Genomic DNA, 20,261 nt, shown 5'->3' with positions numbered 1-20,261 from the left:
TCCGGCGGGTTTTTTCATTTTTGCTCGCTGGCGGAAGGCGGTGGCACGATACCGTCCATGAAGCTTCCCGTCGCACCCGATGCCGCCGCCAGCGCCGTGCTCACCGGCCTGCAGCCCATCGTCTCGCCAAAGACCGTCGTACTCATCCTCGGCAGCTTCCCCGGGGTCAAGTCGCTCGAGCGGCAGCAGTACTATGCACACCCTCAAAACCAGTTCTGGAAGATCCTGCAAGCCGTGTGGCCCGACATTCCCCTTCCCTCGGGCGCCGACAGCTACGGGCCGCGCTGCCGGTGGCTGCTCGATCGCGGCCTGGGCGTGTGGGACGTGTATGCGTCCTGCGAGCGCGAAGGCAGTCTCGACTCCGCCATCCGCGCGCCCGTGGTGAACGACATCGCCGGGCTGCATCTGCCGAAGCTCGCGGCCATCGCCCATAACGGCGGCGAGAGCTTCAAGCACGCGCGCCACACCCGGACGCTGGGCGTGCCGGTCTACCAGCTGCCTTCCACCAGCCCCGCCAATGCGTCATGGAGTTTCGAGCGCAAGCTCGGCGCCTGGCGCGAGGTTCTGGCTGCCCACAATCTAGTCGTCTGATGGCATCGAGCAAAACCCCCGTCTCTCTTCCCGAAGTCAATTTTTCCGACTGGGGCGACATCCGTTATCTGCACCTCGGCACCGAATGGGTCCAGGGCTCGATGAAGATCGACGCGCCCTTCGAGATCGAACTCGAGTACGTGCAGCGCATGATGGCCTGGCTGCTGTTCGCCGACGGCAAGACCGTGGCCAGCCGCCACGCGATGCAGCTCGGCCTGGGCGCCGCCACGCTCACCAAGTTCAGCCGCAAGATCCTGCGCATGCGCACCACCGCGATCGAGCTCAATCCGCAGGTGGTGTCGGCCTGCCGCGGCTGGTTCAAGCTGCCGGCCGACGACCCGAAGCTGCGCGTGGTGATCGCCGACGCGGCGGCCGAGATCCGCAAGCCCGAATGGCACGGCACGGTCGACGCGCTGCAGGTCGACCTCTACGACCACGAGGCCGCGGCGCCCGTGCTCGACAGCGAAGACTTCTACGCCGACTGCCGCGCGCTGCTCACCGATGACGGTTGCATGACCGTCAACCTTTTCGGCCGCTCGTCGAGCTACGAGCGCAGCCTCGAGAAGATTGCGAGTGCCTTCGGCGCGGACGCGGTCTGGGCCTTCAAGCCGACGCGCGAAGGCAACACGGTGGTGCTCGCGCAGCGCACGCCGAGCCGCCCCAAGCGCGAGGCGCTTGCCGAGCGCGCCCAAACGATCCAGACTCGATGGGGCTTGCCCGCACCCAAGTGGCTGCGGGTGTTCAAACCCCAGAACCCGACACTCACCCGAACCACCGGCTCATGAGCGCTGTACCCGCTGCTTCCGTTCCCGCCTCGCCGGCCTCGCGCCACGAAGGCCCGCTCGATCTGCGGCGCCTGATCGAATGGCTCGCCTCCGACGGCGTGATCTCCCCGGTCGAAGCCAAGCGCACCATCGCGCGCTGCGCCCAGGCCGAGAGCCGCCAGGCACCGCTGGTGCGCCTGGCCAACGTGGCGATGACCCGCGAGAGCGACAGCAAGCCGCTCGACCTCGAGATGCTCACGCAATGGCTCGCGGGCCGTGCCGGCCTCACGTACCTGCGCATCGATCCGCTCAAGGTCGACGTGGGCAAGGTGGCCGACACCATGAGCGCGGCCTATGCGGAGCGCCACAAGGTGCTGCCTGTGCAGGTGTTGCCCAACGAGGTGGTGGTGGCCACGGCCGAGCCCTTCCTCACCGACTGGATCGCCGAGGTCGAGCGCCAGTCGCGCCGCACGGTGCGCCGCGTGGTCGCCAACCCGGCCGACATCCAGCGCTACACCGCCGAGTTCTTCTCGCTCGCGAAGTCGGTGCGCGCCGCGCAGAAGGCCGGCGGCAACACCGGCGGCGCGAGCTTCGAGCAGCTGGTGGAGCTGGGCAAGAGCAACAAGCAGCTCGACGCCAACGACCAGAGCGTGGTGCAGGTGGTCGACTGGCTCTGGCAATACGCCTTCGACCAGCGCGCGAGCGACATCCACCTGGAGCCGCGGCGCGAGCAGGGCGTGATCCGCTTTCGCATCGACGGCATCCTGCATCCGGCCTACCAGATGCCGATGGGCGTGATGAACGCGATGGTCGCGCGCATCAAGCTGCTCGGCCGCATGGACGTCGTCGAGAAACGACGCCCGCTCGACGGCCGCATCAAGACCCGCAACATGCGCGGCGAAGAAGTCGAAATGCGCCTGTCTACCTTGCCCACCGCCTTCGGCGAGAAGATGGTCATGCGCATCTTCGACCCCGACACCGCGGTGAAAGACCTCGACGCGCTGGGCTTCTCGCAGCACGACGCGCAGCGCTGGGAACAGCTGGTCACGCGGCCCAACGGCATCATCCTGGTGACCGGGCCCACGGGCTCGGGCAAGACCACCACGCTGTACTCCACGCTCAAGCGCGTGGCCACCGAAGAGGTCAACGTGAGCACGGTGGAAGACCCGATCGAAATGATCGAGCCGTCGTTCAACCAGTCGCAGGTGCAGCCGCAGCTCGACTTCGGCTTCACAGAGGGCCTGCGCGCGCTGATGCGGCAGGACCCGGACATCATCATGGTCGGCGAAATCCGCGACCTCGCCACCGCCGAGATGGCGGTGCAGGCCGCGCTCACCGGCCACTTGGTGTTCAGCACGCTGCACACCAACGACGCGCCGAGCGCCATCACGCGGCTCATGGAGCTGGGCGTGCCTTCCTACCTCATCAACGCGGTGATGCTGGGCGTGCTCGCGCAACGCCTGGTGCGCACGCTGTGCCCGCACTGCAAGCAGCCCGACGACACCGTCACGCGCGAGAGCCTGGAGACCATCGTCAAGCCGTGGCAGATCACGGGCTCGGTGCGCGCGTACAAGCCGGTGGGCTGCGTCGACTGCCGCATGACCGGCTACATGGGCCGCATGGGTCTCTACGAACTGCTGAGCATCAGCGAGCCGTTCAAGACGCAGGTCACCAAAGAGCCCAACCTGGCGGGCCTTCGTCGCCAGGCCGTGATCGACGGCATGCGCCCGCTGCGCCTGGCCGGCGCGCTGCGCGTGGCCGAGGGCGTGACCACCATCGAGGAAGTGCTCAGCGCCACGCCGCCGCTCGAATAGCGACGCAAAAGCCACGCAAAGGCCCGTGTGGCCTTTCGGGTTATCCCTAGGCCTCCGGTTAGTGGAACCCACATCGGGCTGACCGGGAGCTGACTCCACAATCGCCTCCATCGAAAATATTCGAGGAGTTCGGTTGTGAAAATCAAAAGTCAGAAAGACTTTTTCTCGGGTCTGATGTTCACGGTCGTGGGCGTGGCGTTCGCATGGGGCGCCACCACCTACAGCGTGGGCAGCGGCGCCCGCATGGGTCCGGGTTACTTCCCGTTGATGCTCGGCATCCTGATGGCTCTCATCGGCCTGGGGATCATGTTCAGCGGCCTCACCGTCGAAACCAACGACGGCGAAAAGATCGGCAAGTGGGCCTGGAAGCAGGTGGTGTTCATCCTGGGCGCCAACCTCGCGTTCGGCATTCTGCTCGGCGGCCTGCCGAGCATCGGCGTGCCGGCCATGGGCATGATCATCGCGATCTACGCGCTGGTGATCATCTCGAGCCTCGCAGGCAACGAGTTCGACCTCAAGAAAGTGCTGATCCTCGCGACCGTCCTGGCCGTGGGCAGCTACGTTGCATTCATCTGGGCGCTGAAGCTCCAGATCCAGGTCTGGCCGACCTTCATCACTGGCTGAGAAGAAAGCTGCTCACATCATGGAATTGGTTGAACACCTCTCGATGGGTTTTGGCGTTGCCTTTACCTTCACCAACCTGCTGTACTGCCTGGTCGGCTGCATCCTGGGTACGCTGATCGGCGTGCTCCCCGGCATCGGCCCGGTCGCGACCATCGCGATGCTGCTGCCCGCCACCTACGCGCTGCCTCCTGTGTCGGCGCTGATCATGCTGGCCGGCATCTACTACGGCGCGCAGTACGGCGGCTCCACCACCGCGATTCTTGTGAACCTGCCGGGCGAGTCTTCGTCGGTGGTGACCGTGATCGACGGCTACCAGATGGCACGCAAGGGCCGCGCGGGTCCGGCGCTCGCCGCGGCGGGCCTGGGCTCGTTCTTCGCGGGCTGCGTGGGCACGCTGATCCTGGCTGCCTTCGCACCGCCGCTGACCGAGCTGGCCTTCAAGTTCGGCCCGGCCGAATATTTCTCGCTGATGATCCTGGGCCTGATCGGTGCCGTGGTGCTGGCTTCGGGCTCGCTGCTCAAGGCCATCGCGATGATCGTGCTGGGCCTGCTGCTCGGCCTGGTCGGTACCGACGTGAACTCCGGCGTGGCGCGCTATAGCTTCGACATCCCCGAGCTGACCGACGGCATCGGCTTCGTGGCCATCGCCATGGGCGTGTTCGGCTACGGTGAAATCATCGCCAACCTCTCGCGTCCCGACGACGAGCGCGAAGTGTTCACCGCCAAGGTCTCGGGCCTGTTCCCGACCAAGGAAGACTTCAAGCGCATGATTCCCGCCGTGCTGCGCGGCACTGCGCTGGGTTCGGCACTGGGCATCCTGCCCGGCGGCGGCGCGCTGCTGGCGGCTTTCGCGGCCTACACGATCGAGAAGAAGACCAAGCTGAAGCCGGGCGAAGTGCCCTTCGGCAAGGGCAACATCCGCGGCGTGGCGGCTCCCGAGTCGGCCAACAACGCCGGCGCGCAGACCTCCTTCATCCCGCTGCTGACGCTGGGCATTCCGCCCAACGCGGTGATGGCGCTGATGGTGGGTGCCATGACGATCCACAACATCCAGCCGGGCCCGCAGGTGATGACCAGCAACCCCGAGCTGTTCTGGGGCCTAATCGCCTCGATGTGGATCGGCAACGCGATGCTGATCATCCTGAACCTGCCGCTGATCGGCATGTGGATCAAGCTGCTGTCGGTGCCGTACAAGTACCTGTTCCCGGCGATCGTGCTGTTCTGCGCGATTGGCGTGTACTCGACCAACAACAACACCTTCGACGTGTGGATGGTCGGCATCTTCGGTCTGGTGGGCTACACCTTCTTCAAGCTCGGATGCGAACCCGCGCCGCTGCTGCTGGGCTTCATCCTGGGCCCGATGATGGAAGAGAACCTGCGCCGTTCGCTGCTGCTGTCGCGCGGTGACTGGAGCGTGTTTGTCACGCGTCCGATCTCGGCGAGCCTGCTGGCTGCAGCCGCATTGCTGCTGATCATCGTGCTGCTGCCGGCCGTGAAGTCGAAGCGCGAAGAAGCTTTCGTCGAAGACTGATCTTCTAGTTTTTTTGCACGCTTCAAGACGGCGCCTTCGGGTGCCGTTTTTGTTTGTGCTGTGTAGATGTGGGCGCTGCTGTTCGGGGCGTGTGCACAGGCCGCCGGGTACTCCCCTCCGCGAATGTCCCCCGCCCTTCGGGCTCCTCCTTTATTTCGCTGCGGGGAGCACCCGGCGCCCTGCGCACCTGGACGCTGCTTGGGCGTTCAGGCCGGGCTTGGCTTTGACGCTGCGCTGAGAACGTCCCGGCCGTCGCCTTTTGATACCTCGCATCTGCATCGCTGCTTTCGCACCGACCACCTGCCGTCGACTCTGGAGAAGAGCCGGGCAAAGCAGCCGCTCGATGCGGCACGAAGTCCGGCCGAGCGCCAACAAATGCAGCTTCCACAGCGGCGCTCAACGATCAGGCCGATGGGGTGCCTTGCGCAGCGAAATAAAGGAGGAGCGGCGAAGCCGCGGGGGACATTCGCGGAGCAAGGTACCCCGTCGGCCTGATCGCGCCCCGAAGCCAGAGCGCTAAACCTTGGCAGAACGCGGCGGCTTCATATGTTGCCGCGCCATCGCCAGGAAAGCCATCGCCGCCGGGCTCAGCGGATGCTTGGCCAGCCGTATGGCGACCACGGGGTATTCGAGCGTGGGCCGCGTGACGGCCACTGCGCGCAGGTTGGGCGGCATCAGCACTTCCACATAGCGCGGCGCCAGCGCCACGCCCGCGCCCGCCTGGATCAGGCCGAACGCGGTCGACAGCATCGACACATGGTGCACCACGTGCGGGTACACGTTGGCCGCGCTCGCGAGCTGGCGGCTCACGGCGCGCCACACGTTGGCGTCGGGGTTGACGTGGATGAAAGGCAGGCCCTCCAGGTGCCGGGCCTCGACCACCGCGTGCTGCGCCAGCGGATGGTCGTCGCGCACGAACAGCGCCATGCGCTCCGAGAACAGCGGCTCGGTCGCGAGTTCGGAGTGCTTCTGGCCGATGTCCGAGCCGAAGCCCAGGTCGGCCTCCTGCGAGAGGATGCGCGAGATCATCTGCTCGGCCGTGCTGTCGAGCAGCGTGGTCGCGAGCGTCGGGTGCTTCTGCGAGAAGCGGCCGAGCAGCGGCGGCAGCAGGGCGCCGGCCGTGAGGTGCCCCACCGCCAGCACGATGCGGCCCTCGCGCAGTTGCGACTGCGAGCGGCAGGCGTCCACCGACTCGTCGATCAGCCGCAACGCGCGCACGGCGGTGTCGACCATCATCTGGCCCGCGTTGGTCATGCGGATGCGGCGCCCGCGCACCACCAGAGGCTGTGCCAGCTCCTCCTCCAGTCGCTTGATCAGGTGGCTGATGGCAGGCTGGGTGAGCTGGAGCGCCTCGGCCGCGAGCGTGAAGCTGCCTGTTTCGGCCACCGCCGTCAGCGCGCGCAGCTGCTGCAGCGAGATGTCTTCGGCGGCACCCTTGGTCATAAACAGCATTGATAGTTGAATAAGCGGAATTATCTGGATTGATGCGCTGCCGCTGCATAGCATTCTTTTTTTACACAGGCACAGAATTCCCCGCACATGAAACGCCTCCGCTTCCTCCAGGTGCTTGCCGTCGCGCTCGGCATGGCCGCGTCTTCCGCCGTCCTGGCCCAGGGCTACCCGAACAAGCCGATACGCCTGATCGTTCCGTTCCCGGCTGCAGGTGCCACCGACCTGTTCGCCCGCACGCTGGGACAGAAGATGAGCGAGAAGCTCGGCACCACGCTGGTGGTCGACAACAAGCCCGGCGCCGGCGGCGCCATCGGTTCCGACCAGGCCGCGAAGGCCGCGCCCGACGGCTACACCATCCTGCTGGCCACCACCAGCACGCACTCCATCGGCCCGGCCGTCAGCAAGCTGCCCTACGACACGGTGCGCGACTTCACGCCCATCGCGCACGTGGGCGACGCGGCCAGCATCATGCTGGTGCCGGTCAATTCGCCGGCGAAGACGGTGCGCGAATGGATCGACTACGCCAAGAAGAACCCCGGCAAGCTCAACTACGCATCGAGCGGCAACGGCACCATCGTGCAGCTCACGGCGGAGCTGTTCAAGGCGCAGGCCGGCGTGTTCGTCACGCACATTCCCTACAAGGGCACGGCACTGGCCATTCCCGACCTGATCAGCGGCAAGGTCGACGTGCTGTTCGACTCGCTGCCCACCGGCATGCCGCATGTGCGCGACGGCCGCCTGCGCGCGCTGGGCGTCACCTCGCTCAAGCGCAGCCCGCTGGCGCCCGAGCTGCCGCCCATTGCCGACACGCTGCCCGGCTACGAGTCGAACACCTGGTTCGGCTTCTATGGCCCGAAGAACCTGCCGGCGGACATCGTCGCGAAGATCAACAAGGCCGCGAACGACTCGCTGGCCGACCCCGAAGTGAAGGAAAAGCTCGCGCGCCTGGGCATCGAGCCCGCCACGCCTGGCACGCCCGACCAGTTCGCGAAGATGGTGGCGGTGGACGCCGCGAAGTGGAAAAAGATCGTGGTCGACCGCAAGATCACCAACGAATAACGCAGAGCACATCGAAATGAACTTCGACTTCAACAACCCCTACCTCTCGACCCGCATCCCGATCTTCGCGCGCAACGTGGTGTCGACCTCGCACCCGCTGGCCTCGCAGGCCGGGCTGCGCATCCTGCAGCAGGGCGGCAACGCGGTCGATGCGGCCATTGCCACCGCGGCGGTGATGACGCTGGTCGAGCCGGTGAGCAACGGCCTGGGCAGCGATGCGTTCTGCATCCTCTGGGACGGCAAGGAACTGCACGGCCTCAATGCCTCGGGCCCGGCGCCCAAGGCCTGGACGCCCGAATACTTCAAGGCCAAGTACGGTGCCGACGCGGCCAATCCGCCCATGCGCGGCATCGACTCGGTCACGGTGCCGGGCGCGGTGCGCGGCTGGGTTGCGATGAGCGAGCGCTTCGGCAAGCTGCCTTTCGCCGACCTGCTGGCGCCGGCCATCGACATCGCCGAGCGCGGCTACCTGGTGCCGCCGGTGGTGCAGGGCAAGTGGGCCGCGGCCACGCCGGTGCTGCAGTCGCAGCCGGGCTTTGCGCAGACCTTCCTGCCCTGGGGCCGCGCGCCCGAAGTGGGCGAGCTGTTCCGCTTCACCGCCGCCGCGCGCGCGCTCAAGGCCATCGCCCGCACCAAGGGCGAGGCCTACTACAGCGGCGAGATCGCCGAGGCGCTCGCCAAGTTCTCGGCCGAGCAGGGCGGTGCGCTCACCGTGGCCGACCTCGCGGCCTACCAGCCCGAGTGGGTCAAGCCCATCTCGCGCGACTACCGCGGCCACACGCTGCACGAGATCCCGCCCAACGGCCAGGGCATTGCGGCGCTGATCGCGCTGGGGATCCTGGAGAAGTTCGACATCGCCTCGCTGCCGGTCGATTCGGTGCAGTCGCAGCATCTGCAGATCGAGGCCATGAAGCTGGCCTTTGCCGACGTGTACCGCTACGTGTCGGAGCGCAAGACCATGGAAGTGACGACCGAGCAGATGCTCGACGACGCCTACCTCGCCTCGCGCGCGCGCCTCATCGACGTGAAGAAGGCGCAGGACTTCAAGGCCGGCAACCCGGTGAAGGGCGGCACCATCTACCTCACGGCGGCCGACGAGAGCGGCATGATGGTGAGCTTCATACAGAGCAACTACATGGGCTTCGGCTCGGGCTGCGTGGAGCCCGAGTTCGGCATCAGCCTGCAGAACCGCGGCCACGGCTTCAGCCTGAAGGCCGAGAGCCCCAACGTGGTGGCACCGGGCAAGCGCCCGTTCCACACCATCATCCCGGCCTTCCTCACCAAGGACGGCCAGCCCGTCATGAGCTTCGGCGTGATGGGCGGCAACATGCAGCCGCAGGGCCACATGCAGACGCTGGTGCGCATGCTCGACTACAAGCAGAACCCGCAGGCCGCCTGCGACGCGCCGCGCTGGCGCTTCAACGCGGGGCTGGAGATCAACGTCGAGGCGGCGATGAACCCGGCCACGGTGCAGGGCCTGCGCGACCTGGGCCACCACCTGGAAGTGATCAACGACTCCTACCAGGACTTCGGCGCGGGCCAGTTCATCTGGCGCGCGGGCGAGCCTTCGGTCGAAGGCTACGTGGCCGCCAGCGATCCGCGCCGCGACGGCGTGGCCGCGGGTTACTGAGCACGAGCGAGGGTTTGAGCTTGCCGCGATGATCGGGGGATGAACAAGACAGCCGCGACGGCCGGCATGCCCCCTCGACCCTCCCACGATGCCGCCAGGAAGGGCATCGCGACCGGCCTGATCCTGGCCACGCTGGGCGCCATCGCGTTCAGCGGCAAGGCCATCATCGTCAAGCTCGCGTACCGCTACGGCGTGGACGCGGTGACGCTCATCATGCTGCGCATGCTGTTCGCGCTGCCGCTGTTCGCGGTCATGGCGTGGTGGGCCGGGCGCGGCAAGCCGTCGCTCACCGCGCGCGACTGGCTCGGCGTGGTGGGGCTCGGCTTCTCGGGCTACTACCTCGCGAGCTTTCTCGACTTCGCCGGGCTGGCCTACATCTCGGCCAGCTTCGAGCGGCTCATTCTTTATCTCAACCCGACGCTGGTGCTGTTCTTCGGATGGCTGATGTACCGGCGCCGCCCGACGCGGCCGCAGGTGCTCGGCATGGTCGTGAGCTACGCCGGCGTGCTGCTGGTGTTCGGCCACGAGCTGTGGACCGGTGGCGGCGGCAAGGGCGGCGGTGCCGCGGCCTGGGGTGCGTTCCTGGTGTTCCTGAGCGCCGTGAGCTATGCGGGCTACCTCGTCTACAGCGGCGAGTTCGTCAAGCGGCTGGGCTCGCTGCGGCTCGTGGGGCTGGCGACCACCGTGGCCTGCGTGCTGTGCATCCTGCAGTTCGTGCTGACGCGGCCCATGAGCGTGGCTTTCGGGCTCGCGCCCGAGGTCATCTGGCTGTCGGTGCTCAACGCCACGCTGTGCACGGCGGTGCCCGTCCTCATGGTGATGATGGCCATCGAGCGCATCGGCCCCGCGGTGGCCGCGCAAACCGGCATGATCGGGCCGCTGTCGACCATCCTCATGGGGGTGTTGATACTCGGCGAGCCGTTCACGCCGTGGATCGCGGCCGGCACCGTGCTCGTCATCGCGGGCATTTTCGTTTTCACGCGCAAGGGGCGCTGAAGCCCCTTGCTGCAATCATTGGAGAAACACGACATGGATCTGGGTATTGCAGGCAAGACCGCACTGGTGTGCGGCGCGAGCAAGGGGCTGGGCTACGGCTGCGCCGAGGCGCTGGTGCGCGAGGGCGTGAACGTGGTGATCGTCGCGCGCGGCGCCGAGGCGCTCGAAGCCGCGGCGAAGAAGCTGGCCGAGGCTGCGGGCGCATCGGGCCCGTTCGTGAAGCACGTGGCCGCCGACATCACCACCGAAGCTGGCCGCGCGGCGGTGTTCGCGCTGGGCCACGACTTCGACATCGTCGTCACCAACGCCGGCGGCCCGCCGCCCGGCGACTTCCGAAACTGGGACCGCGAAGCGTGGATCAAGGCGGTCGACGCCAACATGCTCACGCCCATCGAACTCATCAAGGCCACGGTGGACGGCATGGCCAAGCGCGGCTTCGGGCGCATCGTGAACATCACGTCGAGCTCGGTGAAGTCGCCGATCGACATCCTGGGCCTGTCGAACGGCGCGCGCAGCGGCCTCACCGGCTTCGTGGCCGGCGTGGCGCGCACGCCCATCGCGGCGCAGGGCGTGACCATCAACAACCTGCTGCCCGGCTCGTTCGACACCGACCGGCTGAAGGGCACCATGGCCGGCACGGCGCAGAAGACGGGCCAGGACTTCGACACCGTGTGGGAAGCCCGCAAGAAGAACATTCCTGCCAAGCGCTTCGGCACCCCGGCCGAGTTCGGCGCCATCTGCGCGTTCCTGTGCAGCATGCAGGCCGGCTACATGACCGGCCAGAACGTGCTGGCGGACGGCGGCGCCTACCCCGGCACGTACTGACCGGCGGCGGCGCCTTCAGCGCCGCGACGCCACCACGATCCCGCCCACGATCAGCAGGAACGCCGCGCCGTGGTACCAGTGCGGCAGTTCGCGCAGGAACGCGGCGGAGAGCACCGCCGCGAACAGCGGCGTGAGGTTCATGAAGATGCTCGCGGCCTGCGGGCCCGCGCGCTGCACCGCGGTGCCCCAGCAGCGGTAGGCGAGCACCGCCGGGCCGATGCCGATGAACAGCATGGCGGCGACGAGCGGCCAGCCGAGGTCGATGTGCGCGTCGGTCAGCGTCCATTCGCCGGCCGCCAGCGCGCCCGACCACGCGATGCCGAACACCAGCTGCGCCATCAGGAAGGCGGACCAGTCCTGCCGCACGCCCCTGGGTTCGTGCGTGCGCGCCAGCATCCAGCTGTAGAAGGCCCACGCGATGGAGCCGAGGATCATGTAGAGATCGCCCGGCACCAGCCGCAGCGCCATCAACTGCCGCCATTCGCCGCGGCTGAGCACCAGCAGCACGCCCGCCATCGACAGCAGTGCGCCGCCGACCTCGCGCGCGCTGATGCGTGCACCGAAGAAGAGGGCGCCGGTCGCCAGCATCCACAGCGGCGCGCTCGAGCCCACCAGCGTGACGTTGATCGGCGTGGAGGTCTGCAGCGCGAGGTACTGGAACGCGTTGTAGAGCCCGATGCCGAGCAGGCCCAGCAGCGCGTAGCGCCGCCAGTGCGGCCACAGGGCGCTGTCGCGGCGCAGCACCGGCGCGGCCAGCGGCAGCACGATGACGAACGCGATGATCCAGCGCACGAAGTTCAGCGTGAGCGGCGACACCAGCTCGCGCACGAGGCGCCCGACGACGGCGTTGCCTGCCCACAGAAGCGGCGGGACGACCAGCATGAAAACGACGAGGGGTGTGAGGCGCTGCGGCTGTGTCTGCATGGGCGCCGACTCTACCGGGCGGCAATGCCCCGTGCTGTCGCGGGAAAGGCAAACATGGCAGGATGCCCCTCTTCTTTTTTCCTGCGCGTGGAGACTGCCATCATGAAGAGCAAAGCCGTCCGTATCGATCGCCCCGGCGGTCCCGAAGAACTGAAGATCGTCGAGGTCGAGGTCGGCGAACCCGGCCCCGGCGAGATCCGCATCCGCCACAAGGCGGTGGGCCTGAACTTCATCGACACCTACCAGCGCAGCGGGCTCTATCCGTTTGCCATGCCGCTGCAGCTGGGCATGGAAGCCTCCGGCATCGTCGAGGCGGTGGGCGAGGGCGTGACGCACCTGAAGGCCGGCGACCGCGCCGCCTATGCCAGCCCGCCGCCCGGCTCGTACTGCGAACTGCGCGTGATGCCGGCCAAGTGCGTGTGCAAGCTGCCCGACGACATTTCCTTCGAGACCGGCGCGGCCATGATGCTCAAGGGCCTCACCACGCAGTACCTGCTGAAGAAGACGCTGCCCGCCGAAGGCCTGCAGGCCGGCGACTTCATCCTGTTCCATGCTGCCGCGGGCGGCGTGGGCCTCATCGCCTGCCAGTGGGCCAAGGCGCTCGGCCTGCAGCTCATCGGCACTGCCGGCAGCGACGCCAAGTGCAAGCTGGCGCTCGAACACGGCGCGGCGCACGCCATCAACTACAGCACCGAGAACTTCGCGGCGCGGGTGAAGGAAATCACTGGCGGCAAGGGCGTGAAGGTGGTGTACGACTCGGTCGGCAAGGACACCTTCGAAGGCTCGATCGACTGCTTGCGGCCCTTCGGCCTGCTGGCGGTGTTCGGCAACGGTTCGGGTCCGGTGCCGCCGGTGAACCTCGGCACGCTCGCTTCCAAGGGCTCGCTGTACGTCACGCGGCCCACGCTCTTCACCCACATGTCCACGCGCGAGAGCACCCAGGCCATGGCCGACGACCTGTTCGCGGTGGTGCGAAGCGGCGCGGTGAAGATCCCGATCGACCAGCGCTATGCACTGGACGACGTGCAGCAGGCGCACCGCGACCTCGAGGCGCGCAAGACCACGGGCTGCACGATCCTCACGCTCTGATAAGTCGGAAAGGACAGTCTTGTCCTACCCGGGCAGTGGTGTCATGCCTTCGACTTGTGACTGGCGCACTTTGTAGCCTTGGGTCAAAGCTCAGAGGCAAAGCCGCATGAACACCGTTCGCACATACATAGTCGAAGACAACCCCACCATTCGCGAGAACCTGGTGGGCACCTTGCGCGAGGTAGCGCGGGTAGACCCCATCGGCCAGGCCGAATCCGAAGCCGAGGGCCTGCGCTGGCTCACGCGCAACCCGACCCAGTGGGACCTGGCCATCATCGACCTGTTCCTGAAGGACGGCACCGGTTTCCGCGTGCTCGAAGCCTGCCGCGACCGTCATCCGATGCAGAAGATGGTGGTGCTGAGCAACTACGCGACGCCCGAGATGCGCCGTAAGTGCGCCCTGCTGGGCGCCGACGCGGTGTTCGACAAGGCCACCGAGGTGGAAGACCTGATCGATTTCTGCGTGCGACAGCGGCAGGCGCGGCTCAGCCATCCGTCTGCGTCGTCGAACCGGGCGCCGCTGACTCACTGAGCGCGGCGGTCTCGCGCACGATGCCCCACACCCGCTCCGCGAGCGGCGAAAGCGCCCGGTTGCGGCGCCGGATCAGCATGATCGCCCGCTGAACGCGCGGCACCAGCGGCCGCACCACGAGCTGCGGCAAACCCTCCGGCGGCAATGAAAGCTCCGGCATCACGCTGATGCCGATGCCCGCCTCGACCATGCGGAACACGGTGGTCGGGTGGCCGAGCTGCTGCTTCACTTCGCAGTGCGCGCCATGCCGCTCCAGCGCCTGGTCGATCAGCCGGCGGCTGCCCGAGGCATGGTCGAGCAGCACCAGGGATTCGCCGTCCAGCGCGGTCCAGCGCACCGATGCCTTCTGCGCGAGCCGGTGCGCGGGCGGCACCACGAGCACGAATGGGTCGTCGAGGATCGCTTCGCAATGCAGGTCCTCGGCCTCCGAGGGCTCGATGACCACGCCGAAATCGACTTCGCCGCTGCGCACGCTGTCGAGCACGTCCTGCTGGATGCGGTCGAGCAGAAGAAACTGGATGCCAGGCGCCTGCACCGCGCAGGTGGCGATGCAGCCGGGCATCAGGTTGGCCGACAGCGTGGGGCTGCTCGCCACACGCACCTTGCCGCCGCGCGCGCTGGCCAGGCCGGCCACGTCCTGCAGGGTCTGGTCGAGGTCGTCGAGCACGCGGTCGAGCCGGGCCGCGAGCGACTGGCCGGCTTCCGTCAGAACCACCTCGCGGGTGGTGCGGTCGAGCAGCTTGAGCCCGAGCTGCGACTCCAGCTCCAGGATCGAGCGGCTGACCGCCGGCTGGCTCAGGCCGACCTGGTCGCCGGCGCGGCTGAAATTGCGTCCCTCGGCCACCGAGCGGAACACGCGAAGCTGGCGCAGCGTGACATTCATGCGCTCGAATCATATATCCATCAGATAAATCCATTTCTCTTTTGAATGCCTCCGGCGTCCAATGCTTGCCATGGCCCGTTCACGCTTCCTCCCCGACAACTTCACGCTCGCGCTCGTCACGGTCGTGACCATTGCCAGCCTGCTGCCCGCCAGCGGGCGCACGGCGCATTTCTTCGAAGGCCTGACCACGGTCGCCATCGGACTGCTGTTCTTCCTGCACGGCGCCAAGCTGTCGCGCGAGGCGATCATGGCGGGCATCACCCACTGGCGGCTGCACCTGCTGGTGTTCGCGAGCACCTTCGTCCTGTTCCCGTTGCTGGGGCTCGCGCTCAAGCCCGTGCTGTCGCCGCTGGTGACGCCCGAGCTCTACACCGGCGTGCTGTTCCTGTGCGTGCTGCCGGCCACGGTGCAGTCGGCCATCGCCTTCACCGCGATGGCCCGGGGCAACATGCCGGCCGCCATCTGCAGCGCCTCGGCGTCCACGTTGCTGGGCGTGTTCATCACGCCCGTGCTGGTGAACCTGGTGGTGCTGCCGCACAACGGCGGCGCGACCTCGTCCTTCGACTCGATCGGCCGCATCCTGCTGCAGTTGATGGTGCCCTTCCTGGCCGGCCACCTGCTGCGCCCGGTCATCGGCAAGTGGGTGCAGAAGCGCGCGGCGGTGCTCAAGTTCGTGGACCAGGGCTCGATCCTGCTGGTGGTCTACACCGCGTTCAGCGCGGCGGTGATCGAGGGGCTCTGGAAGCAGATTCCCGTGAGCGCGCTGCTGGGCCTGCTGCTGGTGTGCGCCGTGCTGCTGGCACTGGCGCTCACGCTCACGACCTTCACCGCGCGCAAGCTGGGTTTCGACAAGGCGGACGAGATCACCATCGTCTTCTGCGGCTCCAAGAAGAGCCTCGCGAGCGGCATCCCGATGGCGAAGGTGCTGTTCGCTTCGCATGCCGTGGGCGCCATCGTGCTGCCGCTGATGCTGTTCCACCAGATGCAGCTGATGGTGTGCGCGGTGCTGGCGCAGCGCTATGCGCGGCGGGGGCAGGAAGCCGCCCCGGCGCTGAAGCCTGCCGGGCAGAAGTAGCTTCTTTCCGGCCGGGGCGCTGTCAGGTCAGCTCTCCAGCTGGCCCAGCTGGGGATCCTTCAGCCGGCTCGGCGCCAGCGCCCCGGCCGACTCCAGGATCGGATAAGCGATCGAGCAGATGTGCGAGTTGATGCGCTTCAGGTCGCTGATCAGGTCGATGTGCAGCGAACTGGTCTCGATGCTCAGCGTGGTCCGGTCGGACAGGCGGTCCAGGTGGGTGGTGGCGTAGGCCCGTTCCAGGTCGCGGAAGCGCGCCTTTTCTTCGAGCAGCTTCTGGGCGTCGCGCACGTTGCCGTTCAGGAACACGCTCATGCTCAGCCGCAGGTTGGCAATGAGCCGGCCGTGCAGCTCCACGATCTCGGCCATGCCGGCTTCGGAGAAGTTGCGCTGCGGCTTGATCTTCTTGTCCTCGATGTCGATGATCACCCGCTCGATGATGTCGCCGATCTGCTCCATGTTGATCGTGAAGCTGATGATGTCGGTCCAGCGCCGGCTTTCTTCCTCGCCCAGCGCCTCGCGCGAGATGCGCGTCATGTAGTACTTGATGGCCGAGTACAGCTCGTCCACCGCATCGTCGAGCTGCCGCAGCTCCTGCGCCAGCCGCAGGTCGTTGTGGCGGATCACGTCGAGCGTGCCGATGAGCATGGTCTCCACGATGTCGGCCTGGTGCAGCGCCTCGCGCGCCGCGTTCGAAATGGCCAGCGAAGGGGTCGACAGCGCCGATGGGTCGAGGTGGTGCAGCCGCATGGTGCCGGCCGGCTGCTGCGGCGCCGGCAGCAGCCGCGTCACCAGCTTGGCCACCCATTGGGTGAGCCCGATGAACCCCACGCTGATGATGACGTTGAAGCCCAGGTGGAACAGCACCACGCCGTGCGCCTGGTTCGGCAGCTCGGGCTGCACGTGGCGGATCCACAGGCCGATGAAGGGCGCCACGATGGCCACGCCCAGCGCCTTGAACAGCAGGTTGCCGACGGTCACCTGCCGCACCGACACCGCCGACTTGGCCGTGGTCAGCACCGCCAGCAGGCCGCTGCCGAGGTTGGCGCCGAGCACCAGGCCCAGCGCCACGTCCAGCGGCACCACGTTCGAGGTGGCCATGGCCGCCACCAGCAGCACCACCGCCAGGCTCGAATAGGCCACGATGGCCAGCACCGAGCCGATGGTGATCTCCAGCAGCACGTCGCTGTTGAGCGAGGCCAGCAGCGTGCGCACGGCGGGCGACGAGAACAGCGGCTCGGTCGCTTCCACCACCAGCTGCAGCGCCAGCAGCATGAGCCCCAGGCCGATGAGCACCCGGCCCACGCGTCCCGCCACCGAGGCCGAGCGCGTGATGAACAGCACCACGCCCACGAAGATGAACATCGGCGACAGCCAGGACAGGTCGGCCGAGAACAGCACGGAAATCAGCGCTGTGCCCACGTCGGCGCCGCGCATCACCGCCAGCGCAGCCGGCAGCGTGACCAGGCCCTGCCCGACGAAGGACGAAGTCATGAGGGAGGTGGCCGTGCTCGATTGCACCAGGGCGGTCACGCCGATGCCCGAAAGGGCGGCGGTGAAGCGGTTGCGCATGCTCTGCACGAGGATCTTGCGCAGGTTGGCGCCGAATACGCGCAGCACGCCGGTACGAACGAGGTGCGTACCCCACACCAGCAATGCGACTGCCGCCAGCAGGTTCAGAAGATGCTTCATGGGTGTCGGGTTCTATCCTTTTCGTTTTGGTTCGTTTTGACCCCATTTTCCACAAGATAGCGAATCAGTCGATAAGCGCTCCGTTATCGTGGAAGGGATAGGGGCCTTCGAAGCTACCGCAAGCCGCCAGATGCGTCACCAGCCGGCGGTTGCGCGGCAGCCACGCATGGACGCGGAAGCCGGGCGGTTCCAGCGTCCAGGCCGAGGGCGCGTCCGGCGCCAGATCGAGGCAGACCTGGTGCGCCTGCGCCGGCGAGGTCGAGGCGATGGTGCCGCCGAAGCGCACGTCGATGGCGCGGTGCAGGTGGCCGCAGATGATGCGCTCGACGTTGGGGTAGCGCGAGACCAGCGCCTCCAGCGCCTCCGAGCCCTGGAGCAGGCCGATTTCGTCCATGTGGCCGATCAGCGTCTCGAACGGCGGATGGTGCATGGCGATCACCACGGGTTCGCCGCGGCAGGCTTCCAGCTGCGCTTCGAGCCAGGCCAGGCGCTTCTCGCACAGCGAGCCGTGGCTCGCGCCGGGCACGCAGGTGTCGAGCGTGAGCAGGCGCAGCGGGCCGACGCGCACCGAGTACTGGATGAAGCCGTCGGTGCCGGCGCCCGTGCCCAGGTAGGCGTGGCCGGGGAAGCTGCGGCGCAGCTGGTCGCGGTCGTCGTGGTTGCCGGGCATCAGGTAGACCGGCATGGTCAGCGGGGCCAGCAGGCGCGCGAGGTGTTCGTACTCGGCCGCGCGGCCGAAGTCGGTCAGGTCGCCGGTGACGACCACCGCGTCGGGCGGCTGGCGCAGCGCCAGCACCGACTGCACGGCGCGCTCCAGGTAGGGCGCGGTGTTGATGCGGCCGTAGGCCAGCCGGCCCGGCTCGCGGATGTGCAGGTCGGTCAGCTGGACCAGGAAGGTGGTGTCTTGGGGTGTGTTGCTTGTCGTCATGCGGTGGTGGTCTCCTGCGACGTCATCAGGCGGTCGGGGTGGATGCGAAAGCCCACGGTGTCGCCTGGCTTGAAGGGCTTGTCGCGACCCACGTCGGCCACCAGCAGGGGCTGGTCCTGCGCGAGCAGGTGCAGCTGGACGCGGTCGCCGAGGAAGGTGCGGCGCTCGACGATGCCGGCGGCCCAGTCCAGCTGGGGCGCGCCGACTTCGATGTCTTCGGGGCGCACCAGCAGGGTTGCATGGTCGCGCCAGGCGCCCGGGCAGGGCAGGGTGGTTCCGCCGAGCCGCACGACGCCCTGCGCGATGGCCTCGGCCGTGCGCTCCAGCCGGTTGACCCGGCCCAGGAACTCGGCCACGAAGGGGTGCGCGGGGGCGCGGTAGAGGTCTTCGCCGCGGCCCACCTGCACGATGCGGCCGGCGCGCATCACCGCGAGGCGGTCGGCAATGGCCAGGGCCTCCTGCTGGTCGTGCGTGACGTGGATGGCCGTGATGTGCAGGCGGCGCAGCAGCTCGGCCAGCTCGTCGCGCAGCGATTCCTTGAGCTTGGCGTCGAGCGCGGCCAGCGGCTCGTCGAGCAGCAGCACGCGCGGGCGCACGGCCACGGCGCGCGCCAGGGCCACGCGCTGGCGCTGGCCTCCCGAAAGCTCGGCGGGGCGCTTGTTCTCCAGGCCGCCCAGGCGCACCAGGTCGACCAGCTCGCCCACGCTGCGCTTCTCTTCTTCGGGCGAGACGCCGCGAATGCGCAGGCCGTAGCCGATGTTGGCCGCCACCGTCATCTGCGGGAAGAGCGCGTAGCTCTGGAACACCATGCCCACGCCGCGGTGCTCGACCGGGCGCTGGGTCACGTCCTGGTCGCCGAAGACGATGCGGCTGCCCGCGTCGGGCGCATCCAGCCCGGCAATCAGCCGCAGCAGCGTGGTCTTGCCGCAGCCCGAGGGGCCCAGCAGCGCCAGCACTTCGCCGGCTTCCACCCGCAGGTTGGTGGGCTGCAGGCCGCGCGTGCCGTCGGCATAGGTCTTTGCGCAGTTGGCGATGTCGATGGTGATGCGTTCAAGTTCCATGGCGTTTCTGCATGAGGTTGGCAAGGTACTGCAGGGCCCACAGCACCGGAAGGATGACGGCAAAGAAAACCAGCGTGTAGGCCGATCCGATCTCGATGCGCATGGAGGCATAGCTGTCGGCCAGCCCCACGGGCAGCGTGCGCGTGAGCGGCGTGTGCAGCATCCACGTGAGGTTGAATTCGCCGACCGAGAGCGTGAACACCATCAGGCTGCCGGCCACGATGGCGGGGAACACGGCCGGCACCAGGATGCCCATGAAGCGCTGGCGGAAGTTCGCGCCCAGCGAGCGCGCGGCTTCCTCCAGCGCGAGCAGGTCGTCGCGCTCGAAGGCCGAGCTGACGGTGCGCACCATGAACGGCAGCGTGAAGACGATGTGGCCCACGAGGATGAAGGCGAAGCTCTGGCGAAAGGCCGTGAGCTGGCCGTAGGCGAGGATCAGCGCAAGCGCCGTGGCCAGGCCCGGCACCGCGACCGGCAGCGTCAGCAGTTCCTCGAAGATGCGCGCGGCGCGCGAGCGGCTGCGCGCCAGCGCATAGGCGCAGGGCACGCCGATCAGCACGGTGCCGATCACGCAGGCCACGGCCAGCGCGAGCGACCAGCCGACGGTGCCGCCGTAGTTCTCCCACACCTCGCCGAGCCAGCGCAGCGTGAAGCCGCTCTTGAGGCCGGTGCTGTAGTTGTTGACCAGGCCCGCCATCACCGACAGCAGCATCGGCGCGATCATGAAGAGGCTCACGATCAGCGTGACGGCGAGCAGGAAGGGCGCCTTGGCCTGAGTGTTCTTTCGCATGGTG

19 protein-coding genes are annotated in these 20,261 nt (G+C 67.6%); 12 read left to right on the top strand and 7 right to left on the bottom strand.

Annotated features, from left to right (window positions below; genetic code table 11):
* The first annotated feature begins 57 nt into the window (after positions 1-57).
* From QRN67_RS14110 to QRN67_RS14090, 5 genes are all read left to right on the top strand, one after another.
* Positions 58-591: a DNA-deoxyinosine glycosylase gene (locus QRN67_RS14110; RefSeq protein WP_285412243.1), complete on the top strand. Its 534-nt coding sequence runs from the start codon at positions 58-60 to the stop codon at positions 589-591.
* Positions 591-1,376: a class I SAM-dependent methyltransferase gene (locus QRN67_RS14105; RefSeq protein WP_081265709.1), complete on the top strand. Its 786-nt coding sequence runs from the start codon at positions 591-593 to the stop codon at positions 1,374-1,376. Before QRN67_RS14110 ends, QRN67_RS14105 begins: the two co-directional genes overlap by 1 nt.
* Entirely contained in the window at positions 1,373-3,169 is a 1,797-nt protein-coding gene (gene tfpB / locus QRN67_RS14100) for a type IV pilus assembly ATPase TfpB (protein ID WP_285412242.1), read from the top strand. The genes QRN67_RS14105 and tfpB overlap by 4 nt, the downstream gene beginning before the upstream one ends.
* Positions 3,170-3,304: 135 nt before the next feature.
* Positions 3,305-3,793: a tripartite tricarboxylate transporter TctB family protein gene (locus QRN67_RS14095; RefSeq protein WP_081265711.1), complete on the top strand. Its 489-nt coding sequence runs from the start codon at positions 3,305-3,307 to the stop codon at positions 3,791-3,793.
* 19 nt (positions 3,794-3,812) lie between these two features.
* Positions 3,813-5,324, top strand: coding sequence for a tripartite tricarboxylate transporter permease (locus QRN67_RS14090; protein WP_081265712.1), 1,512 nt, complete (start codon positions 3,813-3,815; stop codon positions 5,322-5,324).
* Between the two features lie 516 nt (positions 5,325-5,840).
* On the opposite strand, the gene QRN67_RS14085 is transcribed toward QRN67_RS14090, so the two are convergent.
* Positions 5,841-6,767 (bottom strand): LysR family transcriptional regulator, encoded by a 927-nt coding sequence (locus tag QRN67_RS14085; protein ID WP_285412241.1) that lies wholly within the window; start codon positions 6,765-6,767, stop codon positions 5,841-5,843.
* Positions 6,768-6,863: 96 nt separating this feature from the next.
* On the opposite strand from QRN67_RS14085, the gene QRN67_RS14080 reads away from it, so the two are divergent.
* From QRN67_RS14080 to QRN67_RS14065, 4 genes are read left to right on the top strand one after another with little or no spacing between them, the layout of a single operon-like run.
* Positions 6,864-7,835 carry a Bug family tripartite tricarboxylate transporter substrate binding protein gene (locus QRN67_RS14080; protein ID WP_081265715.1) on the top strand — a complete coding sequence of 324 codons (972 nt, stop codon included), beginning with the start codon at positions 6,864-6,866 and terminating at the stop codon, positions 7,833-7,835.
* Positions 7,836-7,851: 16 nt separating this feature from the next.
* Positions 7,852-9,465: a gamma-glutamyltransferase family protein gene (locus QRN67_RS14075; protein WP_106935481.1), complete on the top strand. Its 1,614-nt coding sequence runs from the start codon at positions 7,852-7,854 to the stop codon at positions 9,463-9,465.
* A gap of 39 nt (positions 9,466-9,504) precedes the next feature.
* On the top strand, positions 9,505-10,461 hold the full coding sequence (locus QRN67_RS14070) for a DMT family transporter (RefSeq protein ID WP_285412240.1): 957 nt from the start codon (positions 9,505-9,507) through the stop codon (positions 10,459-10,461).
* Between the two features lie 33 nt (positions 10,462-10,494).
* Positions 10,495-11,286 carry an SDR family oxidoreductase gene (locus QRN67_RS14065; RefSeq protein ID WP_081265718.1) on the top strand — a complete coding sequence of 264 codons (792 nt, stop codon included), beginning with the start codon at positions 10,495-10,497 and terminating at the stop codon, positions 11,284-11,286.
* A 15-nt stretch (positions 11,287-11,301) separates the two neighbouring features.
* On the opposite strand, the gene QRN67_RS14060 is transcribed toward QRN67_RS14065, so the two are convergent.
* Entirely contained in the window at positions 11,302-12,210 is a 909-nt protein-coding gene (locus QRN67_RS14060) for a DMT family transporter (RefSeq protein ID WP_285412239.1), read from the bottom strand.
* A gap of 102 nt (positions 12,211-12,312) precedes the next feature.
* Here QRN67_RS14060 and QRN67_RS14055 point away from each other — a divergent pair, with 102 nt between their 5' ends.
* Positions 12,313-13,299, top strand: a complete 987-nt coding sequence (locus QRN67_RS14055) for a quinone oxidoreductase family protein (RefSeq protein WP_285412238.1) — start codon at positions 12,313-12,315, stop codon at positions 13,297-13,299.
* A gap of 106 nt (positions 13,300-13,405) precedes the next feature.
* On the top strand, positions 13,406-13,831 hold the full coding sequence (locus tag QRN67_RS14050; protein WP_081265720.1) for a response regulator: 426 nt from the start codon (positions 13,406-13,408) through the stop codon (positions 13,829-13,831).
* Here the strand turns inward: QRN67_RS14050 and QRN67_RS14045 are convergent.
* Positions 13,785-14,714 carry a LysR family transcriptional regulator gene (locus QRN67_RS14045; RefSeq protein ID WP_285412236.1) on the bottom strand — a complete coding sequence of 310 codons (930 nt, stop codon included), beginning with the start codon at positions 14,712-14,714 and terminating at the stop codon, positions 13,785-13,787. The two genes, QRN67_RS14050 and QRN67_RS14045, sit on opposite strands and share 47 nt — an antisense overlap.
* A 70-nt stretch (positions 14,715-14,784) precedes the next feature.
* Here QRN67_RS14045 and QRN67_RS14040 point away from each other — a divergent pair, with 70 nt between their 5' ends.
* Positions 14,785-15,789: a bile acid:sodium symporter family protein gene (locus tag QRN67_RS14040; RefSeq protein WP_285412235.1), complete on the top strand. Its 1,005-nt coding sequence runs from the start codon at positions 14,785-14,787 to the stop codon at positions 15,787-15,789.
* 27 nt (positions 15,790-15,816) lie between these two features.
* On the opposite strand, the gene QRN67_RS14035 is transcribed toward QRN67_RS14040, so the two are convergent.
* From QRN67_RS14035 to QRN67_RS14020, 4 genes are all read right to left on the bottom strand, one after another.
* On the bottom strand, positions 15,817-17,478 hold the full coding sequence (locus QRN67_RS14035; protein ID WP_081265722.1) for a Na/Pi cotransporter family protein: 1,662 nt from the start codon (positions 17,476-17,478) through the stop codon (positions 15,817-15,819).
* A gap of 64 nt (positions 17,479-17,542) precedes the next feature.
* Positions 17,543-18,406 (bottom strand): phosphodiesterase, encoded by an 864-nt coding sequence (locus tag QRN67_RS14030; RefSeq protein ID WP_081265723.1) that lies wholly within the window; start codon positions 18,404-18,406, stop codon positions 17,543-17,545.
* Positions 18,403-19,467 (bottom strand): ABC transporter ATP-binding protein, encoded by a 1,065-nt coding sequence (locus tag QRN67_RS14025; RefSeq protein ID WP_285412233.1) that lies wholly within the window; start codon positions 19,465-19,467, stop codon positions 18,403-18,405. The genes QRN67_RS14030 and QRN67_RS14025 overlap by 4 nt, the downstream gene beginning before the upstream one ends.
* On the bottom strand, positions 19,457-20,257 hold the full coding sequence (locus tag QRN67_RS14020) for an ABC transporter permease (RefSeq protein WP_106935474.1): 801 nt from the start codon (positions 20,255-20,257) through the stop codon (positions 19,457-19,459). The genes QRN67_RS14025 and QRN67_RS14020 overlap by 11 nt, the downstream gene beginning before the upstream one ends.
* Positions 20,258-20,261: the final 4 nt, after the last annotated feature.

The organism is Variovorax sp. efr-133-TYG-130 (assembly GCF_030208835.1).
Taxonomy (GTDB): domain Bacteria; phylum Pseudomonadota; class Gammaproteobacteria; order Burkholderiales; family Burkholderiaceae_C; genus Variovorax.
The sequence above is the reverse complement of the archived record's forward strand: the minus strand, read 5'-3'. Positions and strand labels throughout refer to the sequence as shown.